This is a genomic window from Corynebacterium pseudotuberculosis (genome assembly GCF_002155265.1).
In the GTDB taxonomy this organism is placed as follows: domain Bacteria; phylum Actinomycetota; class Actinomycetes; order Mycobacteriales; family Mycobacteriaceae; genus Corynebacterium; species Corynebacterium pseudotuberculosis.
In genome coordinates, this window is sequence record NZ_CP021251.1 from 2,244,548 (window position 1) to 2,261,706 (window position 17,159).

Here is a 17,159-nt window from a genome sequence, read left to right on the forward strand (position 1 = left end):
GCTAGCCGCGAGCCATATCTACAAATCGTGAGTAATGCAGCTGGTGGGCTACCTGTACGGTATCAATCGGCCCACCACGATGCTTAGCCAGGATAATGTCAGCTTCCCCGGCGCGCTCGTTGTCCTTGTCCTGTGAGTCTGGGCGATAGAGAAGCATAACCATGTCCGCGTCCTGCTCCAGAGAGCCCGATTCACGGAGATCTGCGAGTTGTGGCCGCTTGTCAGTTCGGGACTCAGGGCCACGGTTGAGCTGGGAGATGGCGATCAAAGGCACGTCGAGCTCTTTAGCCAATAGTTTTAACTGACGGGAAAATTCCGAAACCTCTTGCTGGCGCGATTCCACCCGACGTCCGGAGCTCATAAGCTGAAGATAATCCACGACGATCATCTGCAAGTCGTACTTCTGTTTTAGCTTTCGCGCTTTCGAACGTATCTCCATCATGGTGAGGTTGGCGGAGTCGTCGATAAATATGGGCGCCTGCTCGATCTGCCCCACGCGAATGGCCAATTTAGACCAGGCGGCGTCATCTAGCTTGCCCGAGCGCATGTCGGAGAGTCGGACTTCCGCTTCCGCCGAGATCAGACGCATAGCAATCTCAGACTTTGACATTTCTAGGGAAAAAATCACCGCGGCTTTTTCATGCTTGATCGCGCAGGAACGAACAAAATCCAATGCCAGAGTGGATTTACCCACACCGGGTCGAGCCGCAACGATGATCATCTGACCGCCGTGCAGACCATTGGTGAGGCTATCGAGGTCGATAAAACCAGTGGGAACACCCATAGCCAGGCCACCGTGAGCGGAAATATCATCCAGTTCTTCCATCGTGGGGCCAATGATGTCTCCCAGCACCGCGTAGTCCTCAGCGCTACCCTTCTTATTGACCTTGAAAACCTCTTGTTGCGCCAGATCAATTACGGATTCAATCTCGGCGCCCTCAGTACCTTCATATCCCAGCTGTACAACGCGCGTCCCGGCGTCGACAAGCTGACGCAGGAGAGCCTTCTCCGCGACGATTTCCGCGTAATAGCGGGCATTAGCTGCAGTAGGAACAGAAGAGATCAGGGTATGCAGATATGGCGCACCACCCACCCGCTCCAAATCATTGTTACGGTCAAGACGAGCAGCAACGATAACCGGATCGATCTCCTTGTTGTCCGAGAACAAGTCGATCATCGCAGAATAAATCAGCTGGTGCGCCGGGCGATAAAAATCTTCCGGAGTTAAAACCTCCACGATTTCTATTACTGTTTGGGGGCTCAAAAGCATAGCCCCCAGCACGCCTTGTTCGGCCTCCACATCATGCGGAGGCTGCCGGAACTCACTCGTGGGGGAGGACTCTTGACGCCTAGGGGAATAGGAGCGCCCCTCTCGATTCGGCGTACGCGGCGCATATACCTCTACGTCATTGGGCGCGTCCTCATCACTGGGAGGAACGTAGGCATCATCATCAAAACTTGGTGAGATTCCCGAGGTCATGGAGCTATACCACCTATTCCCTGCTCGTTTCCATCGCACACTTAGACGCGACGCTCACCCAACTCTACTATCCCACGATGTCAGTCTTGGTCAGCGCTACCCTTCTTATACCGTTCTATGGCGTCAACAGCCCGAATAAGCCCAAGATGGGAAAAGGCTTGCGGAAAGTTTCCGGCCAATCTTTGCGCCTGAGGGTCATATTCCTCACTAAGCAATCCTAAGTCGTTGGCGTATGCCACAACGCTATCCAAGCGCTCCTGAGCTTCTTGTATCCGACCAGACATAGCGTATTGCTCGATGAGCCAAAACGTGCAAATAAGGAATGGGTATTCATGCCCCGCAAGGCCATCGATCCCGTCATCGGTGAGATACCTGTACACCAGCCCATTGGAATCAACCAGCTGTTTCTCAATTTGGGCAACAGTGCCCAACATGCGTGGATCATCAGCAGCTAAAAACCCGGTGTGGGGGATCTGCAGCAAAGATGCATCCACATGCGTGTTCTCATAGGACTGAGTAAAGGACCCTAGCTCCTCGTTATACCCACGTAATAACAACTCATCCCGCAGGCTGTCACGGTGATAGCGCCAAACCTCAGCATCGCCGTCTAATCCATATTCTTCTACTGCCCGAATCCCCTCGTTAAACGCGGCCCACATCATCACCCGACCATGAGTGAAATAGTGTAGATCCCCGCGCATCTCCCAGATACCGTGATCCTTCTGATGAATATTGGTGATCGTATAATCCAAAAGTTTCTTTTGCAGTCCCCAGGAAAACTCATCCTCGGGGTAGCCGGCATCACGCAGCTTGGCTAACGCAAGCATGACTTCCCCCACCACGTCAGCCTGATACTGCCCCGCTGCCCCATTGCCAATGCGTACCGGGCGCGAGTTCTCATAGCCCGCTAAATGATCAAGCTCGAGCTCCTCTAGCTCGCGTTTCCCTCCAAGGCCGTACATAATCTGCAGATTTTCCACATCGCCTGCGACTGCTCTTAAAAGCCAGTCTCGCCAATTAGTTGCGCCTTCTACAAAACCATGGGCAACCATCACCTCAACAGTCAGTGCAGCATCGCGCAACCAGGTATAGCGGTAGTCCCAGTTGCGCTCCCCACCAAAGTCCTCAGGAAGCGACGCGGTGGGGGCCGCCACAATGCCACCAGTATCCGAGTGCGTGAGCGCGCGCAGGACCAAAAGCGAGCGACGCACAAGCTCACTGCGGGTATCCCCTACATCAAGATTTCCTATCCAGTGTTGCCAGAATTCCTTGGTAACTTCAAAAGCTTCCTCTGCTTTCACCGGCACCGGCGTTTCCTGCCAGGAGGGGAACCAGGTCATAGACCAATCCAGTTTCTCCCCCGCTTTCAGAGCAAAATCACCGACCAGCCGAGGAGCTACAGTCCCCTGTTCCAAATGCTCGTGGTCCTCATCGGGCTCAGTTGTGTCATAGAGCAATGGGCCAGCGAGGAGCAGCCCATCAGGACCCGCAACACAGAGCAACGCAGGGTCTCCCGTCTCGGGGAGGTTTATGTGCCTAAACCACGGCAAAGCGCGAGCATAGCTAAAACGTACGCGAAGATCATGGGAGACTGTCACTTCCCCCTCCAGACATTCCACACTCCGGATGAGATCTGCTTGCACTGTAGACGGCGGAAGATAGTCCAGCACCCGAGCCTTCCCCGTCGGGGTCTCCCATACGGTCTCTAAAATAAAGGTGTCCGGAATATATGACCGCGATACCACTACGCCATTGCGTATAAGTAGCTTCCAACGCCCGTCATCAGGGGTTCCCAATAACGCCGCAAAAACTGAAGGCGAATCAAACCGAGGCAGGCACAACCAGTCAACGCTCCCGTCACGAGAGACCAGCGGACCGGTCTGAAGGTCAGAAAGCAGTGCGTAATCCTCAAGAGGCGTGGATCGATACCTATTGCGGCTTATCGCATGGTGTTTTTCCGCAAAAGCCAGTTCAGAATCCAGCCCTTTTTTGTGTGACATATCGTGTGCCTCTGGTTGGTTATGGTCTTCCCTAGCAATGTTCATAGTTCCTTATTTACCTATGCTGCGTCCCTCCCCGCTTTCTTACCTGATTCTCCCCATGGAAAATATCTCTCAGGTTTCACTTACCGCTTTATTCCAGCTACCCCCGCGAGTGGTGAATTGTGCAGCATTATAACCAAGTTATCCACAGGGTTATTCACAGCCTCTGTGACTAGAAGAAAGAATCACTGCTCAGTTATCCACAAGCGCTGTGGACAGGTTGTGTATAACTTTCACCTCACACTAAAAGATTTTAGAAAAATAGCAGTTCAAGGCATGTTTTTATCCCTGTTAATGTTTTACATAACAAAAATAAATCCGGTGTATAACTCCCCTAACCTGCATGTTTGACACGAGTTATCCACAGCATATAATAGGGTGATTACTTGCCTGAGCTGGCAATTTACTGTGAATGTTTTCCACAGCTATACACAGCGCCAGCAAGCGGGGGTATTTTCTCGCGTTATGCAATGCATAAGCAACAGTTTTCAGGGCGAATAAATATCTGCAAAGGCCATCATTGGCAGCATATTTGCTACCTGTGAAATCTAAAAAAAGCCTACGGGCCCCGTCCCATCCATAGTGGATGAAGCGGGGCCCGCAGGTTGCTGTTGTCGTTGGGCTAGCCAAAACTAGCCGTCGTCAGGCACGCTTATTAGGCGGCGACGACCTCGAAGTTAACCGTTGCTGCGATGTCGGAGTGCAGCTTAACGTTCACAGAGAACGTACCGATGGACTTAACCAGTCGCTTCGGCAATTCAATGGAACGCTTGTCCAGGTTCGGACCGCCAGCCTTTTTAACGGCAGCGGCAATATCCTCGGCGGAAACGGAGCCGAAGAGCTTACCCTTCTCAGAGGTCTTCACTGCCACGGTGACACCCTCAAGTGCCTCGAGCTGTGCTTTGACCTCACGTGCATGGTCCAGATCGCGAATAGCGCGAGCTTCCTGGGCACGCTTGATGCCCTCAATCTGCTTCTCTGCGCCGCGGGTGGCTACGATAGCCAGGCCGCGAGGAAGCAGAAGGTTACGTCCGTAGCCGTCCTTAACCTCAACGATGTCACCAGGGACACCGAGGTTTTCAACGGCAGCGGTGAGGATCAGCTTCATGATCCCTGCCTTTCGTGGTACTAACCGAGTCCCGATCCCAAGAGACCGAAGCGGCTCGGTGAAGTGTGATTAAAGTTGATATGTGGTGTTGAGCTGGCCTTAGAATGGCGGCTCAGCGTCAGCACCGCCGAATCCACCTGCTGGCGGAGCGCTGCTCCACGGGTCATTAGCCGGTGCGGAGTTTTGGTTGCCCTGCTGGCCCCCGCCGAACCCACCTTGGGATCCGCCGTTGCCACCAAAGCCACCGCCTGAATTCCCACCGAAGTTTCCGCCACCATAATTTCCGCCGTTACCGCCCTCACGAGGGTTGCGGTTAATGCTTGCCGACGCATACCGCAAGGATGGGCCGACCTCATCGACCTCAAGCTCCATAACAGTACGCTTTTCGCCCTCACGAGTCTCATAAGAGCGCTGGCGCAAACGCCCGGTAACAATCACGCGCATGCCCTTAGTCAAGGACTCTGCGACGTTCTCTGCTGCCTGGCGCCACACGTTGCATTGTAGGAACAAGGCCTCACCATCTACCCACTGGTTTGACCGAGAGTCATACCGGCGTGGAGTCGAGGCGATACGGAAATTAGCAACCGCCGCACCCGCTGGGGTGAAGCGAAGTTCCGGGTCAGCAACCAAGTTGCCAACGACCGTAATGTTGACGTCTCCTTGAGCCATTGTCAGCCTTTCTTTACAACGTCAGCGCATGAAATATGTGTGACGTTTTGGTGTTCTTCTGTGGAAAGCGGGATTCGCTTGCGCTAGATGAAACTTTCTGCGCGAAGAATAATCTGCTCAGCAGCTAACAGCTGCCAACCGGATTACTTATCGCCACGCAGAACCTTGGTGCGAAGAACGCCATCGTTCAGGTTCAACACGCGGTCGAGCTCCAGAACGGTTGCAGACTCGCAGTTGAGGTTGAGAACAGCGTAGATGCCCTCTTCCTTCTTGGCGATCGGGTAGGCCAGACGGCGCTTACCCCAGATATCAACCTTTTCCACGGTGCCGTTTTCTTTGCGGACGATCTCGAGGAACTTGTCCAGGGACGGGGCAACAGTGCGTTCATCCTGGGAAGGATCCAGAATGATCATGACTTCGTAGTGACGCACGGACCTCATCACCTCCTATGGTCTTGTATTTTTAAGTTCGGCCACACCCCGGTTGGATGTAGCAGGAGGGTCGTTGCGTCAGCAACCGTTCAAAGATACCCCACCGACTACCAAAAGTCGATTCTTTTCAGCAGTTTTGTGGCCGAGGCCATCGCTAAAGGGAAACGTGAACAGAAAATAATTGCTAGGCACAACGAGCCTGTAGTTAGCAAACACTTTCAGTGCTTAAACCAACCTTGACAGCCTAGCCTCTCCGAAGCCGTTACGCAGAACCCGCCACGATCGTGTTTGTTTTACACCGCAACTGAGATCGCAAGGACGACGGGGATAACAGTGATGAGTAAGACTGCCACAGCAAAAAGCGACCAGGTTAATCTCCCTGGTTTGCCATAGGAGTAACTGGTAAAAGCGCCGGTAAAGAATGCGAAGCCGAGGAATACGCTCGACATGGTGGCAATCATGATGGCAGTAGGCATCAGCTCTTCAGCTCCTTTCCCTCAATTTTATTACCAGATTGGGGATGCTTTGATCCTGATCCACATCTATCCTGGCAGCCAAACGGCCCCGCTAGTGGATCGCGTCCAGCGTGATCTCGGCTCACCTTATCCACCGACTTTCCGAGCATCTGACGGATCACCAAGACCGCAATAATAATGATCAAACCATCTCGACCAAGAATAAAAAGATCGAGCAACCATGCCGGAGCCCCCTTGTTCTCGGCTCCCAGAAGGTGCCACATCAGAATGGGCCAGGTGGCAGCGTCGATAAGCCCCCAGGCAAAGATCAACCGCCAATAAGGCAGAGCTAAGGCTGCGAATGGCACCAACCACAAGGAATACTGCGGGCTCCACACTTTATTAATCAATAGGAATGCCGCAACTATAAGAAAAACAAGCTCAGCGATCCTGGGCTGTCTACGCACGCGCAGCCCCAAGACAGCAATACCCACGCACGCCGCGATGAACAGCAGCAAGGTCACCATGTTGAGATTTGTCGGGGCTACTCCCGCGGGGTCCAGACCAGACCATCCAAATTCCCGAGAAAGCACGGCATAAATGGTGGTCCATTCCCACCCACGCTGGGAGTTAAGCCGCAAAAACTCACCCCAGGCATCGGGATATGTCAGCATCACGGGGACATTAATGATCAACCAAGCGGCCGCCGCCCCCGCAGACAGGACAAACCAAGTCCGTAGTTTTTTGCTCCGCAGCGCCACGATAAATAGTGCGCCCAGGAGAAAAACTGGCCACAGTTTGAGGGAAGTACCCACGCCGATCAACACGCCCGCTGTAACCAGGTGGTGGCGTCGAAAAGCTAAGAGTGCCCCGATGGCGGCAGCGATTGCAAGAATATCCCAGTTGGTAAACGCATGGACGATAACAAGGGGCGACGCAGCGACCAACACCACATCCCACACACGATTTTCTGCCAATTCTGCGAGCATTGCCACCACTGCCGCCCACAGCAACGCCATGACCAGTGCAGTAACGGTAAAATAGAAAGAAACTTCAGGGACACCGGGAAAAACAGCTTGAATGACCGGATATCCCAGACGCGCAACCGTTGCCATGATCCATTGGAAAATTCCCGTCAAAACGGGATACTCCATGTATCTAGTAAGGCCATTTTCCTGCCAGGAATATGCGTAAGGGAAACCAGGTCGGTCCAATCCGCGCCCGCTGTAGAGCGGAATAATATCGGAATAACAGGCAGAAACATACTGCTTGTTACCAGACCAATCCAGCTGCGCTACGCCCGCGATCTCGTTTCCGTGGAGACAGTTGGCCTTTGCCATATAGCCAAGGCTGAGAAAGCTCAGGGCAATGGTCACAAGCAGGCGCAGTGGCGTCCACCACCGTTGCGTTCCTACCTGCGAGAATCTCCCCAAGGGCCCGCCCAGAAACTCTATAAAACTACGAGCTATGGGCTCATTGCTGCCAGGGGAAACCCGATAGCGCGAGTCGCCGAGTTTCAGGCTTCCTCGCCTAGCGTCTTTTCGCTCCTTAGTCATCGCTGATATGGGTTCCCTTCGGAAAGAATGTCTTACAGAAAACGCGGCCTACGCCATACGTATTTATATAAATAATCGTGATTATCCCCCAACGGTAGTGCATTGTCGACGCAGACCTGCATGCATGTGAGGCTTCTCCGCATACAACAACTCTCCACCGCGATCCGCACTCATTGTGCAAACCATTGCGATGGAGAGTTATTCCGCGCACTACTTAGAACTTACCCACCTAGCAGCGGAAGAAGCAGATCCGGAAGGATGCCTCCACCTGGGGCTGCGGGGTCCTGCCCATCGGGATTCCCTGGCACTGCTGGAGCGCCAGGCGTTTGGCCATCAGGGGTTGGTACTTCTTTCTGGTTTAGGCTCGTTGCGGCGCGTAGTAGCCACAGGAGGCGGCGCATAGGTGTACTTTGCGCTAGCCCAACCGATGGATTCTGCAGACTTGAATTTCTCCACGCTCTTGCCTTGGAGAGAGTTATCCTCAATGTCCTTCCACAGCTCTGCCGGAAGATTTGAGCCGTACATCAGGCCGCCCCAAGAATTAAGCAGCGGAGAATTGTCAGAGGTGCCAGCCCATACTGCCGTAGCCAACTGCGGAGTGGCCCCCACCATCCATGCATCTTTGTTGGAGCCGGTATCGCCGAGCTGCGTAGTACCTGTCTTGGCTGCAGAGGGACGGCCTCCTGCAAGACTATTGCCATTGGACCACGCTGCAATTGGAGCCATGGCGTCAAGGACGTTCGTGGCTACCTTTTCAGAAACTCGGCGTTCACCTTCGGATTTCTCGTGCTGGTACAGGACTTTGCCGTCCACAGTTTCAATTTTTTCCACAAAGTATTCTTTGTGCCAAACACCGTAATTAGCCAAGGTAGCCATGGCGTGAGCCATGTCTAGGGGACGCGACTGATACTGGCCCAGAATAACGCCCTCGTAGGGCTGGTTTCCGTTCTCAGTCAGTGTTTTTTCAATCCCCGGCAGCGAGCGCGCTACGCCCAGCGCATGGGCCATATCAGCGGTATCCTGGCTGCCGTTTTTCAGGTCTCCCTGCAGACGAAGAAAACTGGTGTTATAGGACTTTTTCAGAGCTTCCTTGATGGTACAGCTGCCGCAGCCCTTATCGACGTTTTTCACGGTGATGCCACCAGGCAGAGTGAAGGGTTCGGAGCTGTAATAGGCCGACGTGGGGATACCTTGCTGTAGTGCTGCCGCGAGCCCAAAGATTTTAAAGGTTGAGCCAGTTTGCAGCGGAGCGTTGGCATAATCATATCCACCGGCGTCTTCTCCACCGTAGTATGCACGCACCGCACCAGTTCCAGGCTCAACGCTCACAGCCGCCACACGAGTTTTTGCCTGCTCGTCTGCCAGATTCTTTTTTACTGCCTCGACGGTAGCCTGCTGAGCCTTCTGATCAATGGTGGTGGTGATACGTAGGCCCAATGTTTGGACCTCATCTTCTGTAATTCCAAGACTTGTCAGTTCCGCCATCACCTGATTCTTAACCAGCCCGTTTGTGCCATCAGCCTCGGTGTATGCCTGGTTGAGGGCTGGGTCAATGGTCTCTGGATAGACCAGCCCGGCGCGCTCATGAGGATCAAGCCAACCGGAGCTCACCATGCCGTCGAGGACATAATTCCAACGCAGTTCAGATTCTTCGCGATTGGTCCAGGGGTCAAGTTGACTGGGTCGCTGGATGGCTGCGGCAAGTACTGCAGATTGTGCAACGTTGAGATCGGAAGCGGGGATCCCAAAGTAGGCACGTGCTGCAGAGTCGATGCCGTAGGCGTTACGTCCAAAGTAAATGGTATTGAGGTAAGCACCTAAGACCTCGTCTTTACTCCATTCATTAGCCATTTTGACGGAATAGACGAGCTCTTTTACTTTGCGCAGATAGGAATAATCATTGCCCACCACCATGTTCTTCACATACTGCTGGGTGATTGTGGACCCACCGCCTGCCGATGGGTTTCCAGTGAGCTGGCCGATAATAGCGCGCCCAAAACCAGTAAAAGAGAATCCTGAGTTGGTATAGAACTCACGGTCTTCTGCCGCCAGAACAGCATGACGCGTTACTTCCGGTACCTGGTTGATGGGCACCTGAGTACGGTTGCCGTCTGGCGGGACGATCTTTGCCAGCTGGGTTTCGCCGTCAGAGGCAAAAATCTGAGAAACCTGCTTGGTTACCAGCTCGCTTGGCTCCGGCACATCGGTGACTATATAGGCCGCCGCGAAAGCCACAAATGGTGCGACGATGAGCGCCGCAATGCCGGTCAGAACCGTGGGTTTTACCCATGCGGGCCGGGCTTGCTGCTTGGATTTTTTGGGACGCGAGCTACGAGCGCGTGCGCCAGCAGTTGCTTTACCCGCGGGGCGCCCAGGCTTCTTTTTTTGCGGCTGGCCAGAGCGGCCTGCGGGGCGCTTGGCTTTAGCGTTACCCTTGCTGGCACCTGATGAGCCGTTGTTCGACTTCCGCGATGCCTTGTCCTTATCTGAATCTGCCAACTGACTTGTGCTTCCTTGTTATTTATCTTGGTGCAGTAAAACTGTTAGTCACGTTATTCAAACTTTACTGCCCATTCTGCGCTATCACTAGGTCCCACACGTACGCGGCGTCCAGTGACATCGCACGGTGAGTGGACAAAAGAGTGTGTTCTCCCAGCCAGACTTTGCTATTTGATTCCCCCCTCAGCGGCATTTGACCAGGCATTTGCTCATTCTTCACTATTGTCTACTGCAGTCACAGAGCGCAACAAGTGGTTCCACTTACATTCTGCGCAGACTTCTACGGTGTGTACCGTAAATTCCTTTCCTTGTGCAGCAAATTCGCCGATTTCCTCAAGATTTCGTGCACTCCCGGAAGCCCGTCCTAGTTCATCGCCATACACCCAATAGACAGTTCTAAGGTCAGCATCTTCACAAATGGGACAGGGGCGGTGTGCCGGTTCTCCATGAAATCGTGCAGCAGCGACCAGAAGGAAGTCGGCGTCGCATAGCGAATCTCTGGTGATCGCGCCTTGTTTCCACAGACCAAGGCTGTGCCGACGATCCCATTGATGCGATACTTCGTTTCTGAAGACAAGCATCGCGCAATTCTAGCGCAGTTTTCTCACCCTCACGGGTGTTCTAGCTCTAACCCCGCGCATGCACTTTCGAATGCGAGAACAAAAGTCTCTTACGTGCATATATAAGAAGTTACACAAGAATTGTCTCTATGTTTGCAACCATGCAACGGGTGTGACTCGATGTGTTTGTTGCACAAAGTATTTGGTGCTTATTACCACCAAACTATTTTTCAGTAATTAGAATGCTTTTTATGACGTCACAGACTCCTTACGAACTTGCAGAAAAGATCCGTCCGGCTCTTACCCAGCTTTATGTGCTGTACTTCCGAGTCGCAGAGCAGTCTGATCTGACGCAACCTCAGCTCACCATCATGACGCGCCTGGCAAACACCGGACCAGCACGCATTAGCCATATCGCCCAAGCGGAAGGCATCCGTATGCCTACCGCATCCAATGCGCTTCATCACCTGGAAAAACGTGGGATCGTCGAGCGTATTCGGGATGAGTCTGACCGTCGTGGCGTCAAAGTGCAGCTCACAGATTTTGGGCAAGCTGAACTTTTACGAGTGGGAGAAGAACGCACTCAATACCTTGCAGACATGCTGGCTACTTTGCCGCCCGAGGAATACGCCCAGATGGACAAGGTTGCGGACGTCATTAATAAGCTCTCCACAACATATACGTCATCCATGTTAGAAAATGAGAAGGATTAATCTCCAATATCTCATGTAGGAGACTCCTCTTCTTCGAGTTTCTCCGCTCACGCGCTAAGCAATTCTCTCATGCTGCGGTAGAGTTTTGAGGCGATGGCAAAGAAGTCAGATAGTTCTAAGAAGTCCTCCCCCACGGGCTTCGCGCACAACCCAGTCCGTGTCCTCGTCGCATGGACTCCTAATTCCACGGGTTCAGCGGCCCTTGACTGTGCCGCTTGGTTCTCCCGGACTACCAATGTGGAAGTCCGCTGCGTGACCACTTTCCTCCGTCCTTGGCCTTCCCGCACAGGTAATAAACTAGGGACAAAATACAAAAAGTGGTTCAAAAAGGAAGCCGCTGCCTGCGAAGAAGCCGTAAAGCGCGACCTTATCCGGGCAGATATTGCTCAAGAACATTGGAGCTCAACCGTCTCGGTCTTCCGTGACGGCACCAACGAGGCGGCACTGCTTTCCGACGTTGCCGCAGATTTCCGCGCAGACATAGTCATCCTGGGGTCTGATGCAGCAGCCCCCAAAGGGCGTTTCCTTGCCGGATCAACCGCCGATGCTTTGCTGCATTCTTCCCCTAACCCGCTAGCGCTTACGCCACGTAAACCAAGTCTTTCTAAGAGGGGTGTCACCAGGGTCAACTTCGCTTACACCGGAGATGACACCGATAACCAAGCGCTCGTTCGTGCCGCGGTTCTTGCCGCTGCATGGAACGTACCACTGCGCGTTCTTGCGCTCTCTCCTAGCGGTTTTGGTATCCCTCCGATCCCAGATTCAGTGGAGTTGCCTCGCGATATCGCTCTTGAATGGCGAGAAAACACTCTTGCAGTGCTCGATCGCGCCAGAGATACCGTGCACAAGGAACAGCCGGAGGTCAACGTGGAAACACACATCGGGTCCGGGGCCGGATGGCAGGGGGCCATAGACGCGGTGAAGTGGAAAAAAGGCGATCTTCTGTGCTTTGGCTCTACCCCTCTCGGGGCTTTTGAGCGAGTTTTTATCGGGTCTCAAGCAACAGAGATTCTCCCCTACGTTAGCGTGCCGGTTTTAATGATTCCGGCGACGAGCAAATCCTCAAAGTAGCCTGGGCTCCAGGAGACCCCAACGCTGGCCACACGCAAGAAAGGTACGTCATGAGTCGCTGCGCAGTAGTTACAGGAGCTAGTCAAGGCGTGGGTTTAAGCATTACCCAGTTACTCCTCGAACATGGCTGGACCGTCTACGCTCATTATCGAACCACCCCCGCCCCCGTCGATCATCCCAATGTTCACTGGTGGCAGGCAGATTTTTCCCAAAATCTCCCCACAGAAGCGATCTCTAGGCTAACTCAGATCGGCCCTATTGATGCCCTTATCCACTGCGCCGGCGTCGCTTCCCTAGGAAAAGTCTCTACCGTTGAGCGCCGCGACTGGGAACTGCACATGTCCGTCAATCTCCACGCTCCGGTAGAACTCACCGCCGCACTGTTGCCGCAAATACGATCAGCTTCTGGTCATGTTGTTTACATAAACTCAGGAGCTGGAATGCGAACAAACCCACATTGGGGGGCATATTCCGCTAGCAAATTCGCAGCACGAGCTTGGTGTGATGCACTTCGCCATGAAGAGCCTATGATTTGTGTTACATCCGTGTTTCCGGGGAGGATCGACACAGGAATGCAACGAGGCATCGTCAAGCAAGAAGGCGGCGTTTATAACGGGTCTGCGTTTATCGCCCCTGCCTCCGTGGCAAAAGTAGTGCTCACCTCTCTAGAAACAACCGCGGATGCCCACATACCCGAGATCATTATCCGGCCGCGTTAACGCGTAGTGCCGGAAGGACAAGAGAGTTCTTTATGGCTAAGCACCTCGAACATCCAGAAAACGACCTCCAGTCCGACGCAGACTATGCCAATAGGCACCGACCAGAGCCCACGAGCTTTGACGAGCTAGCTAACGCCCCCGATCCTCTCCACCAAGCAATGCTCAATCAACGCTCTACAAAACAGGCTGTGGCCTGGTCTATTGGCACCCCCATTGCCACTGGGATCGTGGCATTTATTTTGGCGGTTATCTCCCGAACAATCGGTGGACCACTCTGCGATTCCGGCCATGCCACCTGGATCTGCAGCCGTTCTGCAGAAATCTGGTGGCCATTACTCACTAGCCTTATTCCCCTCGCCGGCACTATTGGCTGCGGCATCATCCTATGGCGCAAATACATCACGTATACCCGGTGGCGTCCTTGGATGGGCACGTTCTGGGTGCTTGTTCCCTGGATGATGCTATGGATGGTCACCGTGTTCCAGATGACCATCGTGGGGCATTAAGCTAGCGCTGCTTCCTGTGCAACCTCCACGCAGTGATCCCGACCACAGTTTCTGGTAGCAGGGTTCTCATAGCATTCCGGGCACATCAGCACGAGATCGCGGCATTCATCCTCATTAATGCAATGCTCAAACTTATTGGTGGCTTTGCCGCACTGTACGCAGTGTCCTAGCTGGATAAATCCCGGATCTTGCACGCCATTGCCAAACTCCATATGCATGCGCTTGTCAAAGACATACAGGGAGCCTTCCCACAGGCCGTCGTTGCCATATTTTTCGCCATAACGCACGATGCCACCATCGATCTGGTACACCTCTTTGAATCCGCGATTCTTCATGAGCGAGGAAAGGATCTCACAGCGGATACCACCAGTGCAGTAGGAGACGACCGGCTTATCCTTCATCCAATCGTACTTGCCGCTTTCTAGCTCACGAATAAAATCGTGCGTGGTATTTACGTCTGGCACTACGGCATTTTTAAACTTACCGATCTGCGCTTCCATCGAATTACGACCATCGAAGAAAACGACGTCGTCGCCACGCTCTTCAACGAGCTTATTAACTTCCTCCGGCTTCAAGTGAACGCCACCGCCGATCACACCGCGTTTGTCCACTTTGAGTTCGCCGGGCGCACCAAAGGCCACAATCTCATCGCGAACTTTCACGCTGAGCTTGGGAAAGTCTTCTGCTCCTCCATCAGACCACTTGAATTCTGTTCCGCGGAAACCGGGGTATTCACGGAATTTCCGGATATAACGCTTGCAGGCTTCCATATCGCCGCCAACGGTTCCATTGATTCCATGCTCAGAAATAAGGATGCGGCCTTTAAGACCAAGCAGCTCACACATGTCGCGCTGCCATAGCATCAATGCCTTGGGGTCTGCGATGGGAGTGAACTTGTAATATAGAAGGATTTTGCTTTGGGACACAAAGGTCATCGTACTCTGTAAAACAGAAGTAGAAAAAGCGAAAATGGTGTTTAATGAGGCGCAATACGCCATGCACATCGCCAACGCATCTTAACAACCAGCCGAGAGGTTCGTTTTTCACGATTAATACACAGTGTATTCACATGGATTTAGCCACTACATAGGGCTAGAGTTTGCAAGGCTGATTGTTTTTGATGACACCTCAACAATCCGCAACTACATTTCTTTAGTCACCGAGAGGCTCGCCGTGACCGATTTCCTCCATATGCTCCACGATACGCAGGGGCTTCTTGCTAGCGTTGGGCTCATCGGCTTAACACTGATCATCTTCGCCGAAACCGGCATCTTGCTGGGATTTTTTCTTCCCGGCGATTCACTCTTATTCGCGGCTGGGATGCTGGCCAATGGCGATAAGCCTCTCGCACCCTTGTGGGTCGTGTGCCTCACCGTAGGTATCGCCGCATTCGTAGGAAACGAAGTCGGCTACTTTGTAGGAAAAAAGGTCGGACCGGCGGTTATGAACAGTTGGGCCGGACGAAAGATTGGAATAGAGAGGCTACACTCCGCTGAAGAATTCTTTATACGCCGTGGAGCCGCTGCAGTATTCCTGGGCCGGTTCATACCGATAGTGCGAACGCTTGTCCCAGTACTAGCAGGCATGAACAAGATGAACTACAAAAAGTTCTCCTTGATCAACCTAGCCGGCGCCATAGTATGGGGTATGGGGGTTCCGGTTCTTGGCTATTTGCTCGGCGGCATTCCTTTTGTTCGCAACAATATTGAGGTTCTTCTCTTAACCGTGATTTTTGTTTCCGTTATCCCGGTACTCATTGAGTTCCTGCGCGGACGCAAAAATCAGGTAAAAACCATCGCCTCAGCTAAACCGGCAGAGTACCCACAGGTATAGAGCTATGGGCATAGGACAAAGCGCGCCATCCCATATTCTTTAGCTCGGTGAGTATGCGACCCTACGGTTAAAGAGAAAAAGGGTGTTCTCCCAGCACAGAATGGCTGAGGGAACACCCTTGAGAACTACTCTTTACAGGTTCCCATTGTCGTCGACGATGTGCTCACGCACGAACCACTGGAACTTCTCCAATTCAGCGGCTTGCCCGATGTACATGTCCTCAGTAACCGAGTCGAGGTCGCCGGCACTAGCCATGGACTCGCGTACCCCCTCTAGAACCTTGGTATATACCTTGTTGAGCTCAGTGAGGTGATCGTGGGTGCTTGCACTATTGACCGTGTATTCCAGCGGCTTGCGGTTTTCCACGTGGCCTGCCGGTGTGCCAATGGGGGAGCCACCAAGGGTGGCGATTCTTTCTGCTACTTCATCTGCGTAGCCACGCACGATGTCAACCTGGGGGTCGATCATCTCATGAACTGCGATGAAATTTTGACCATGGACATTCCAATGGGCGTGCTTGAGAATGAGATGAAGATCGTTATAGTCGGTGAGCCGCTCCTGCAGGTGATCGATAAGCTGCTTGGCGTCTGCTTCATTGATTCCTGGAACAGTGAAATTCTTCATGATCTCTATAATACACTCTGCTTTTTAATAAGCAAGGTTTGTTAGGATTTCTGTATTTATCTATGATGGACAGCATGCCAGAAGGCCATGTCATCCACCGGCTCGCCCGCGAGCTCAACAAGCATTTTCAAGGAAAAGCGCCACGCGTCACATCCCCTCAGGGAAGATTCGCCGCAGAAGCAGCACTTATCCACGCCGCTCCGTTTTATCAGGCCCACGCATGGGGCAAGCATCTTTTCATTGAATTCGATGCCCCCACGCCAGAACGCATTGTGCATATCCACTTAGGCCTGATCGGAAGCCTGCATTTTGACCCGATTGAAGAGGCCAAGGGGCAGATCCGACTACGGATAGAGGGTGACAAAGTAGCAGCAAATCTACGAGGACCACAGTGGTGTCGCCTTATTACGACGGAAGAGATGGAGGTAGCCGTCGGCAAGCTTGGTGCAGACCCGCTGCGCCCAGACTCAGACCTAAGCCTCGTTTGCCAGCGTGTCGCGCGTTCACAGAGATCGATCGGATCGTTACTCATGGACCAGCGGCTTTTTGCCGGCGTGGGGAATATCTACCGTGCGGAATCGCTCTTTCGCCTGGGGATAAGCCCCTTTACGCCCGGCCGCGAAGTGGAAAATCTTGGCCAAATATGGGAAGACTTGGTTTATCTCATGCAGGAGGGGGTGCGGGTAGGACGCATCGATACCGTCCGTCCTGAACACACTCCTCAAGCCATGGGCCGAGCACCCCGTAAAGACGACCATGGCGGAGAGGTCTATGTGTATCGTCGATTGGGCCAGCCCTGTTATGTGTGCGGCACACCTATCAGCGGGCAAGTAATGGAGGGTCGAAACCTCTTCTGGTGTCCCACCTGCCAGCCTCGACCATAGCGGCATTGG

17 protein-coding genes are annotated in these 17,159 nt (G+C 53.2%); 6 read left to right on the forward strand and 11 right to left on the reverse strand.

Annotation, left to right across the window (positions count from 1 at the left end):
* Window position 1: 1 nt before the first annotated feature.
* The 9 genes from dnaB to CpATCC19410_RS10380 all read right to left on the reverse strand — a co-directional run bounded on the left by dnaB (window position 2) and on the right by CpATCC19410_RS10380 (window position 10,821).
* Entirely contained in the window at window positions 2-1,480 is a 1,479-nt protein-coding gene (gene dnaB / locus CpATCC19410_RS10330) for a replicative DNA helicase (protein WP_013242884.1), read from the reverse strand.
* An 80-nt stretch (window positions 1,481-1,560) separates the two neighbouring features.
* On the reverse strand, window positions 1,561-3,525 hold the full coding sequence (locus tag CpATCC19410_RS10335) for a glycoside hydrolase family 15 protein (protein WP_013242885.1): 1,965 nt from the start codon (window positions 3,523-3,525) through the stop codon (window positions 1,561-1,563).
* 652 nt (window positions 3,526-4,177) lie between these two features.
* On the reverse strand, window positions 4,178-4,630 hold the full coding sequence (gene rplI / locus CpATCC19410_RS10345; RefSeq protein WP_013242886.1) for a 50S ribosomal protein L9: 453 nt from the start codon (window positions 4,628-4,630) through the stop codon (window positions 4,178-4,180).
* Window positions 4,631-4,729: 99 nt separating this feature from the next.
* Complete coding sequence (locus CpATCC19410_RS10350; protein ID WP_013242887.1) at window positions 4,730-5,299, reverse strand: single-stranded DNA-binding protein; 570 nt, start codon at window positions 5,297-5,299, stop codon at window positions 4,730-4,732.
* Window positions 5,300-5,442: 143 nt separating this feature from the next.
* A complete protein-coding gene (rpsF, locus tag CpATCC19410_RS10355; protein WP_013242888.1) occupies window positions 5,443-5,730 on the reverse strand; it encodes a 30S ribosomal protein S6 in 288 nt (95 codons plus the stop codon).
* Between the two features lie 293 nt (window positions 5,731-6,023).
* Entirely contained in the window at window positions 6,024-6,206 is a 183-nt protein-coding gene (locus CpATCC19410_RS10365) for a hypothetical protein (protein WP_013242890.1), read from the reverse strand.
* Window positions 6,206-7,741: a glycosyltransferase family 87 protein gene (locus CpATCC19410_RS10370; RefSeq protein ID WP_014401468.1), complete on the reverse strand. Its 1,536-nt coding sequence runs from the start codon at window positions 7,739-7,741 to the stop codon at window positions 6,206-6,208. Before CpATCC19410_RS10370 ends, CpATCC19410_RS10365 begins: the two co-directional genes overlap by 1 nt.
* 333 nt (window positions 7,742-8,074) lie before the next feature.
* Window positions 8,075-10,240, reverse strand: a complete 2,166-nt coding sequence (locus tag CpATCC19410_RS10375; protein ID WP_013242892.1) for a transglycosylase domain-containing protein — start codon at window positions 10,238-10,240, stop codon at window positions 8,075-8,077.
* Window positions 10,241-10,449: 209 nt separating this feature from the next.
* Window positions 10,450-10,821, reverse strand: a complete 372-nt coding sequence (locus CpATCC19410_RS10380) for a DUF5318 family protein (protein WP_013242893.1) — start codon at window positions 10,819-10,821, stop codon at window positions 10,450-10,452.
* A gap of 230 nt (window positions 10,822-11,051) precedes the next feature.
* Between CpATCC19410_RS10380 and CpATCC19410_RS10385 the strand changes: the two genes are divergently transcribed.
* From CpATCC19410_RS10385 to CpATCC19410_RS10400, 4 genes are all read left to right on the forward strand, one after another.
* Window positions 11,052-11,513, forward strand: coding sequence for a MarR family winged helix-turn-helix transcriptional regulator (locus CpATCC19410_RS10385; RefSeq protein WP_014401469.1), 462 nt, complete (start codon window positions 11,052-11,054; stop codon window positions 11,511-11,513).
* Between the two features lie 93 nt (window positions 11,514-11,606).
* A complete protein-coding gene (locus CpATCC19410_RS10390) occupies window positions 11,607-12,584 on the forward strand; it encodes a universal stress protein (protein ID WP_013242895.1) in 978 nt (325 codons plus the stop codon).
* A gap of 50 nt (window positions 12,585-12,634) precedes the next feature.
* Window positions 12,635-13,303, forward strand: coding sequence for an SDR family oxidoreductase (locus CpATCC19410_RS10395; RefSeq protein WP_013242896.1), 669 nt, complete (start codon window positions 12,635-12,637; stop codon window positions 13,301-13,303).
* 32 nt (window positions 13,304-13,335) lie between these two features.
* Window positions 13,336-13,809, forward strand: a complete 474-nt coding sequence (locus tag CpATCC19410_RS10400) for a hypothetical protein (protein WP_013242897.1) — start codon at window positions 13,336-13,338, stop codon at window positions 13,807-13,809.
* Here the strand turns inward: CpATCC19410_RS10400 and trhO are convergent.
* Window positions 13,806-14,735 (reverse strand): oxygen-dependent tRNA uridine(34) hydroxylase TrhO, encoded by a 930-nt coding sequence (gene trhO, locus CpATCC19410_RS10405; protein ID WP_038616407.1) that lies wholly within the window; start codon window positions 14,733-14,735, stop codon window positions 13,806-13,808. The genes CpATCC19410_RS10400 and trhO overlap by 4 nt on opposite strands.
* 247 nt (window positions 14,736-14,982) lie before the next feature.
* On the opposite strand from trhO, the gene CpATCC19410_RS10410 reads away from it, so the two are divergent.
* The gene (locus CpATCC19410_RS10410; RefSeq protein ID WP_014801164.1) at window positions 14,983-15,642 is read left to right on the forward strand and encodes a DedA family protein; all 660 of its coding nucleotides are present in this window, start codon (window positions 14,983-14,985) and stop codon (window positions 15,640-15,642) included.
* Between the two features lie 132 nt (window positions 15,643-15,774).
* On the opposite strand, the gene dps is transcribed toward CpATCC19410_RS10410, so the two are convergent.
* Window positions 15,775-16,266 (reverse strand): DNA starvation/stationary phase protection protein Dps, encoded by a 492-nt coding sequence (gene dps / locus CpATCC19410_RS10415; RefSeq protein WP_013242900.1) that lies wholly within the window; start codon window positions 16,264-16,266, stop codon window positions 15,775-15,777.
* 62 nt (window positions 16,267-16,328) lie between these two features.
* Between dps and CpATCC19410_RS10420 the strand changes: the two genes are divergently transcribed.
* Window positions 16,329-17,150, forward strand: coding sequence for an Fpg/Nei family DNA glycosylase (locus tag CpATCC19410_RS10420; protein WP_013242901.1), 822 nt, complete (start codon window positions 16,329-16,331; stop codon window positions 17,148-17,150).
* The last annotated feature ends 9 nt before the right edge of the window (window positions 17,151-17,159 follow it).

Excerpts from the sequence above, each read along its gene's own strand:
- CpATCC19410_RS10390 (WP_013242895.1), top strand. The coding sequence starts at position 11,607 with ATGGCAAAGAAGTCAGATAGTTCTAAGAAGTCCTCCCCCACGGGCTTC.
- CpATCC19410_RS10380 (WP_013242893.1), bottom strand. The coding sequence starts at position 10,821 with ATGCTTGTCTTCAGAAACGAAGTATCGCATCAATGGGATCGTCGGCAC.
- CpATCC19410_RS10335 (WP_013242885.1), bottom strand. The coding sequence starts at position 3,525 with ATGAACATTGCTAGGGAAGACCATAACCAACCAGAGGCACACGATATG.
- rplI (WP_013242886.1), bottom strand. The coding sequence starts at position 4,630 with ATGAAGCTGATCCTCACCGCTGCCGTTGAAAACCTCGGTGTCCCTGGT.
- CpATCC19410_RS10370 (WP_014401468.1), bottom strand. The coding sequence starts at position 7,741 with ATGACTAAGGAGCGAAAAGACGCTAGGCGAGGAAGCCTGAAACTCGGC.
- CpATCC19410_RS10395 (WP_013242896.1), top strand. The coding sequence starts at position 12,635 with ATGAGTCGCTGCGCAGTAGTTACAGGAGCTAGTCAAGGCGTGGGTTTA.
- CpATCC19410_RS10350 (WP_013242887.1), bottom strand. The coding sequence starts at position 5,299 with ATGGCTCAAGGAGACGTCAACATTACGGTCGTTGGCAACTTGGTTGCT.
- CpATCC19410_RS10420 (WP_013242901.1), top strand. The coding sequence starts at position 16,329 with ATGATGGACAGCATGCCAGAAGGCCATGTCATCCACCGGCTCGCCCGC.
- dnaB (WP_013242884.1), bottom strand. The coding sequence starts at position 1,480 with ATGACCTCGGGAATCTCACCAAGTTTTGATGATGATGCCTACGTTCCT.
- CpATCC19410_RS10400 (WP_013242897.1), top strand. The coding sequence starts at position 13,336 with ATGGCTAAGCACCTCGAACATCCAGAAAACGACCTCCAGTCCGACGCA.
- dps (WP_013242900.1), bottom strand. The coding sequence starts at position 16,266 with ATGAAGAATTTCACTGTTCCAGGAATCAATGAAGCAGACGCCAAGCAG.
- CpATCC19410_RS10365 (WP_013242890.1), bottom strand. The coding sequence starts at position 6,206 with ATGCCTACTGCCATCATGATTGCCACCATGTCGAGCGTATTCCTCGGC.
- CpATCC19410_RS10385 (WP_014401469.1), top strand. The coding sequence starts at position 11,052 with ATGACGTCACAGACTCCTTACGAACTTGCAGAAAAGATCCGTCCGGCT.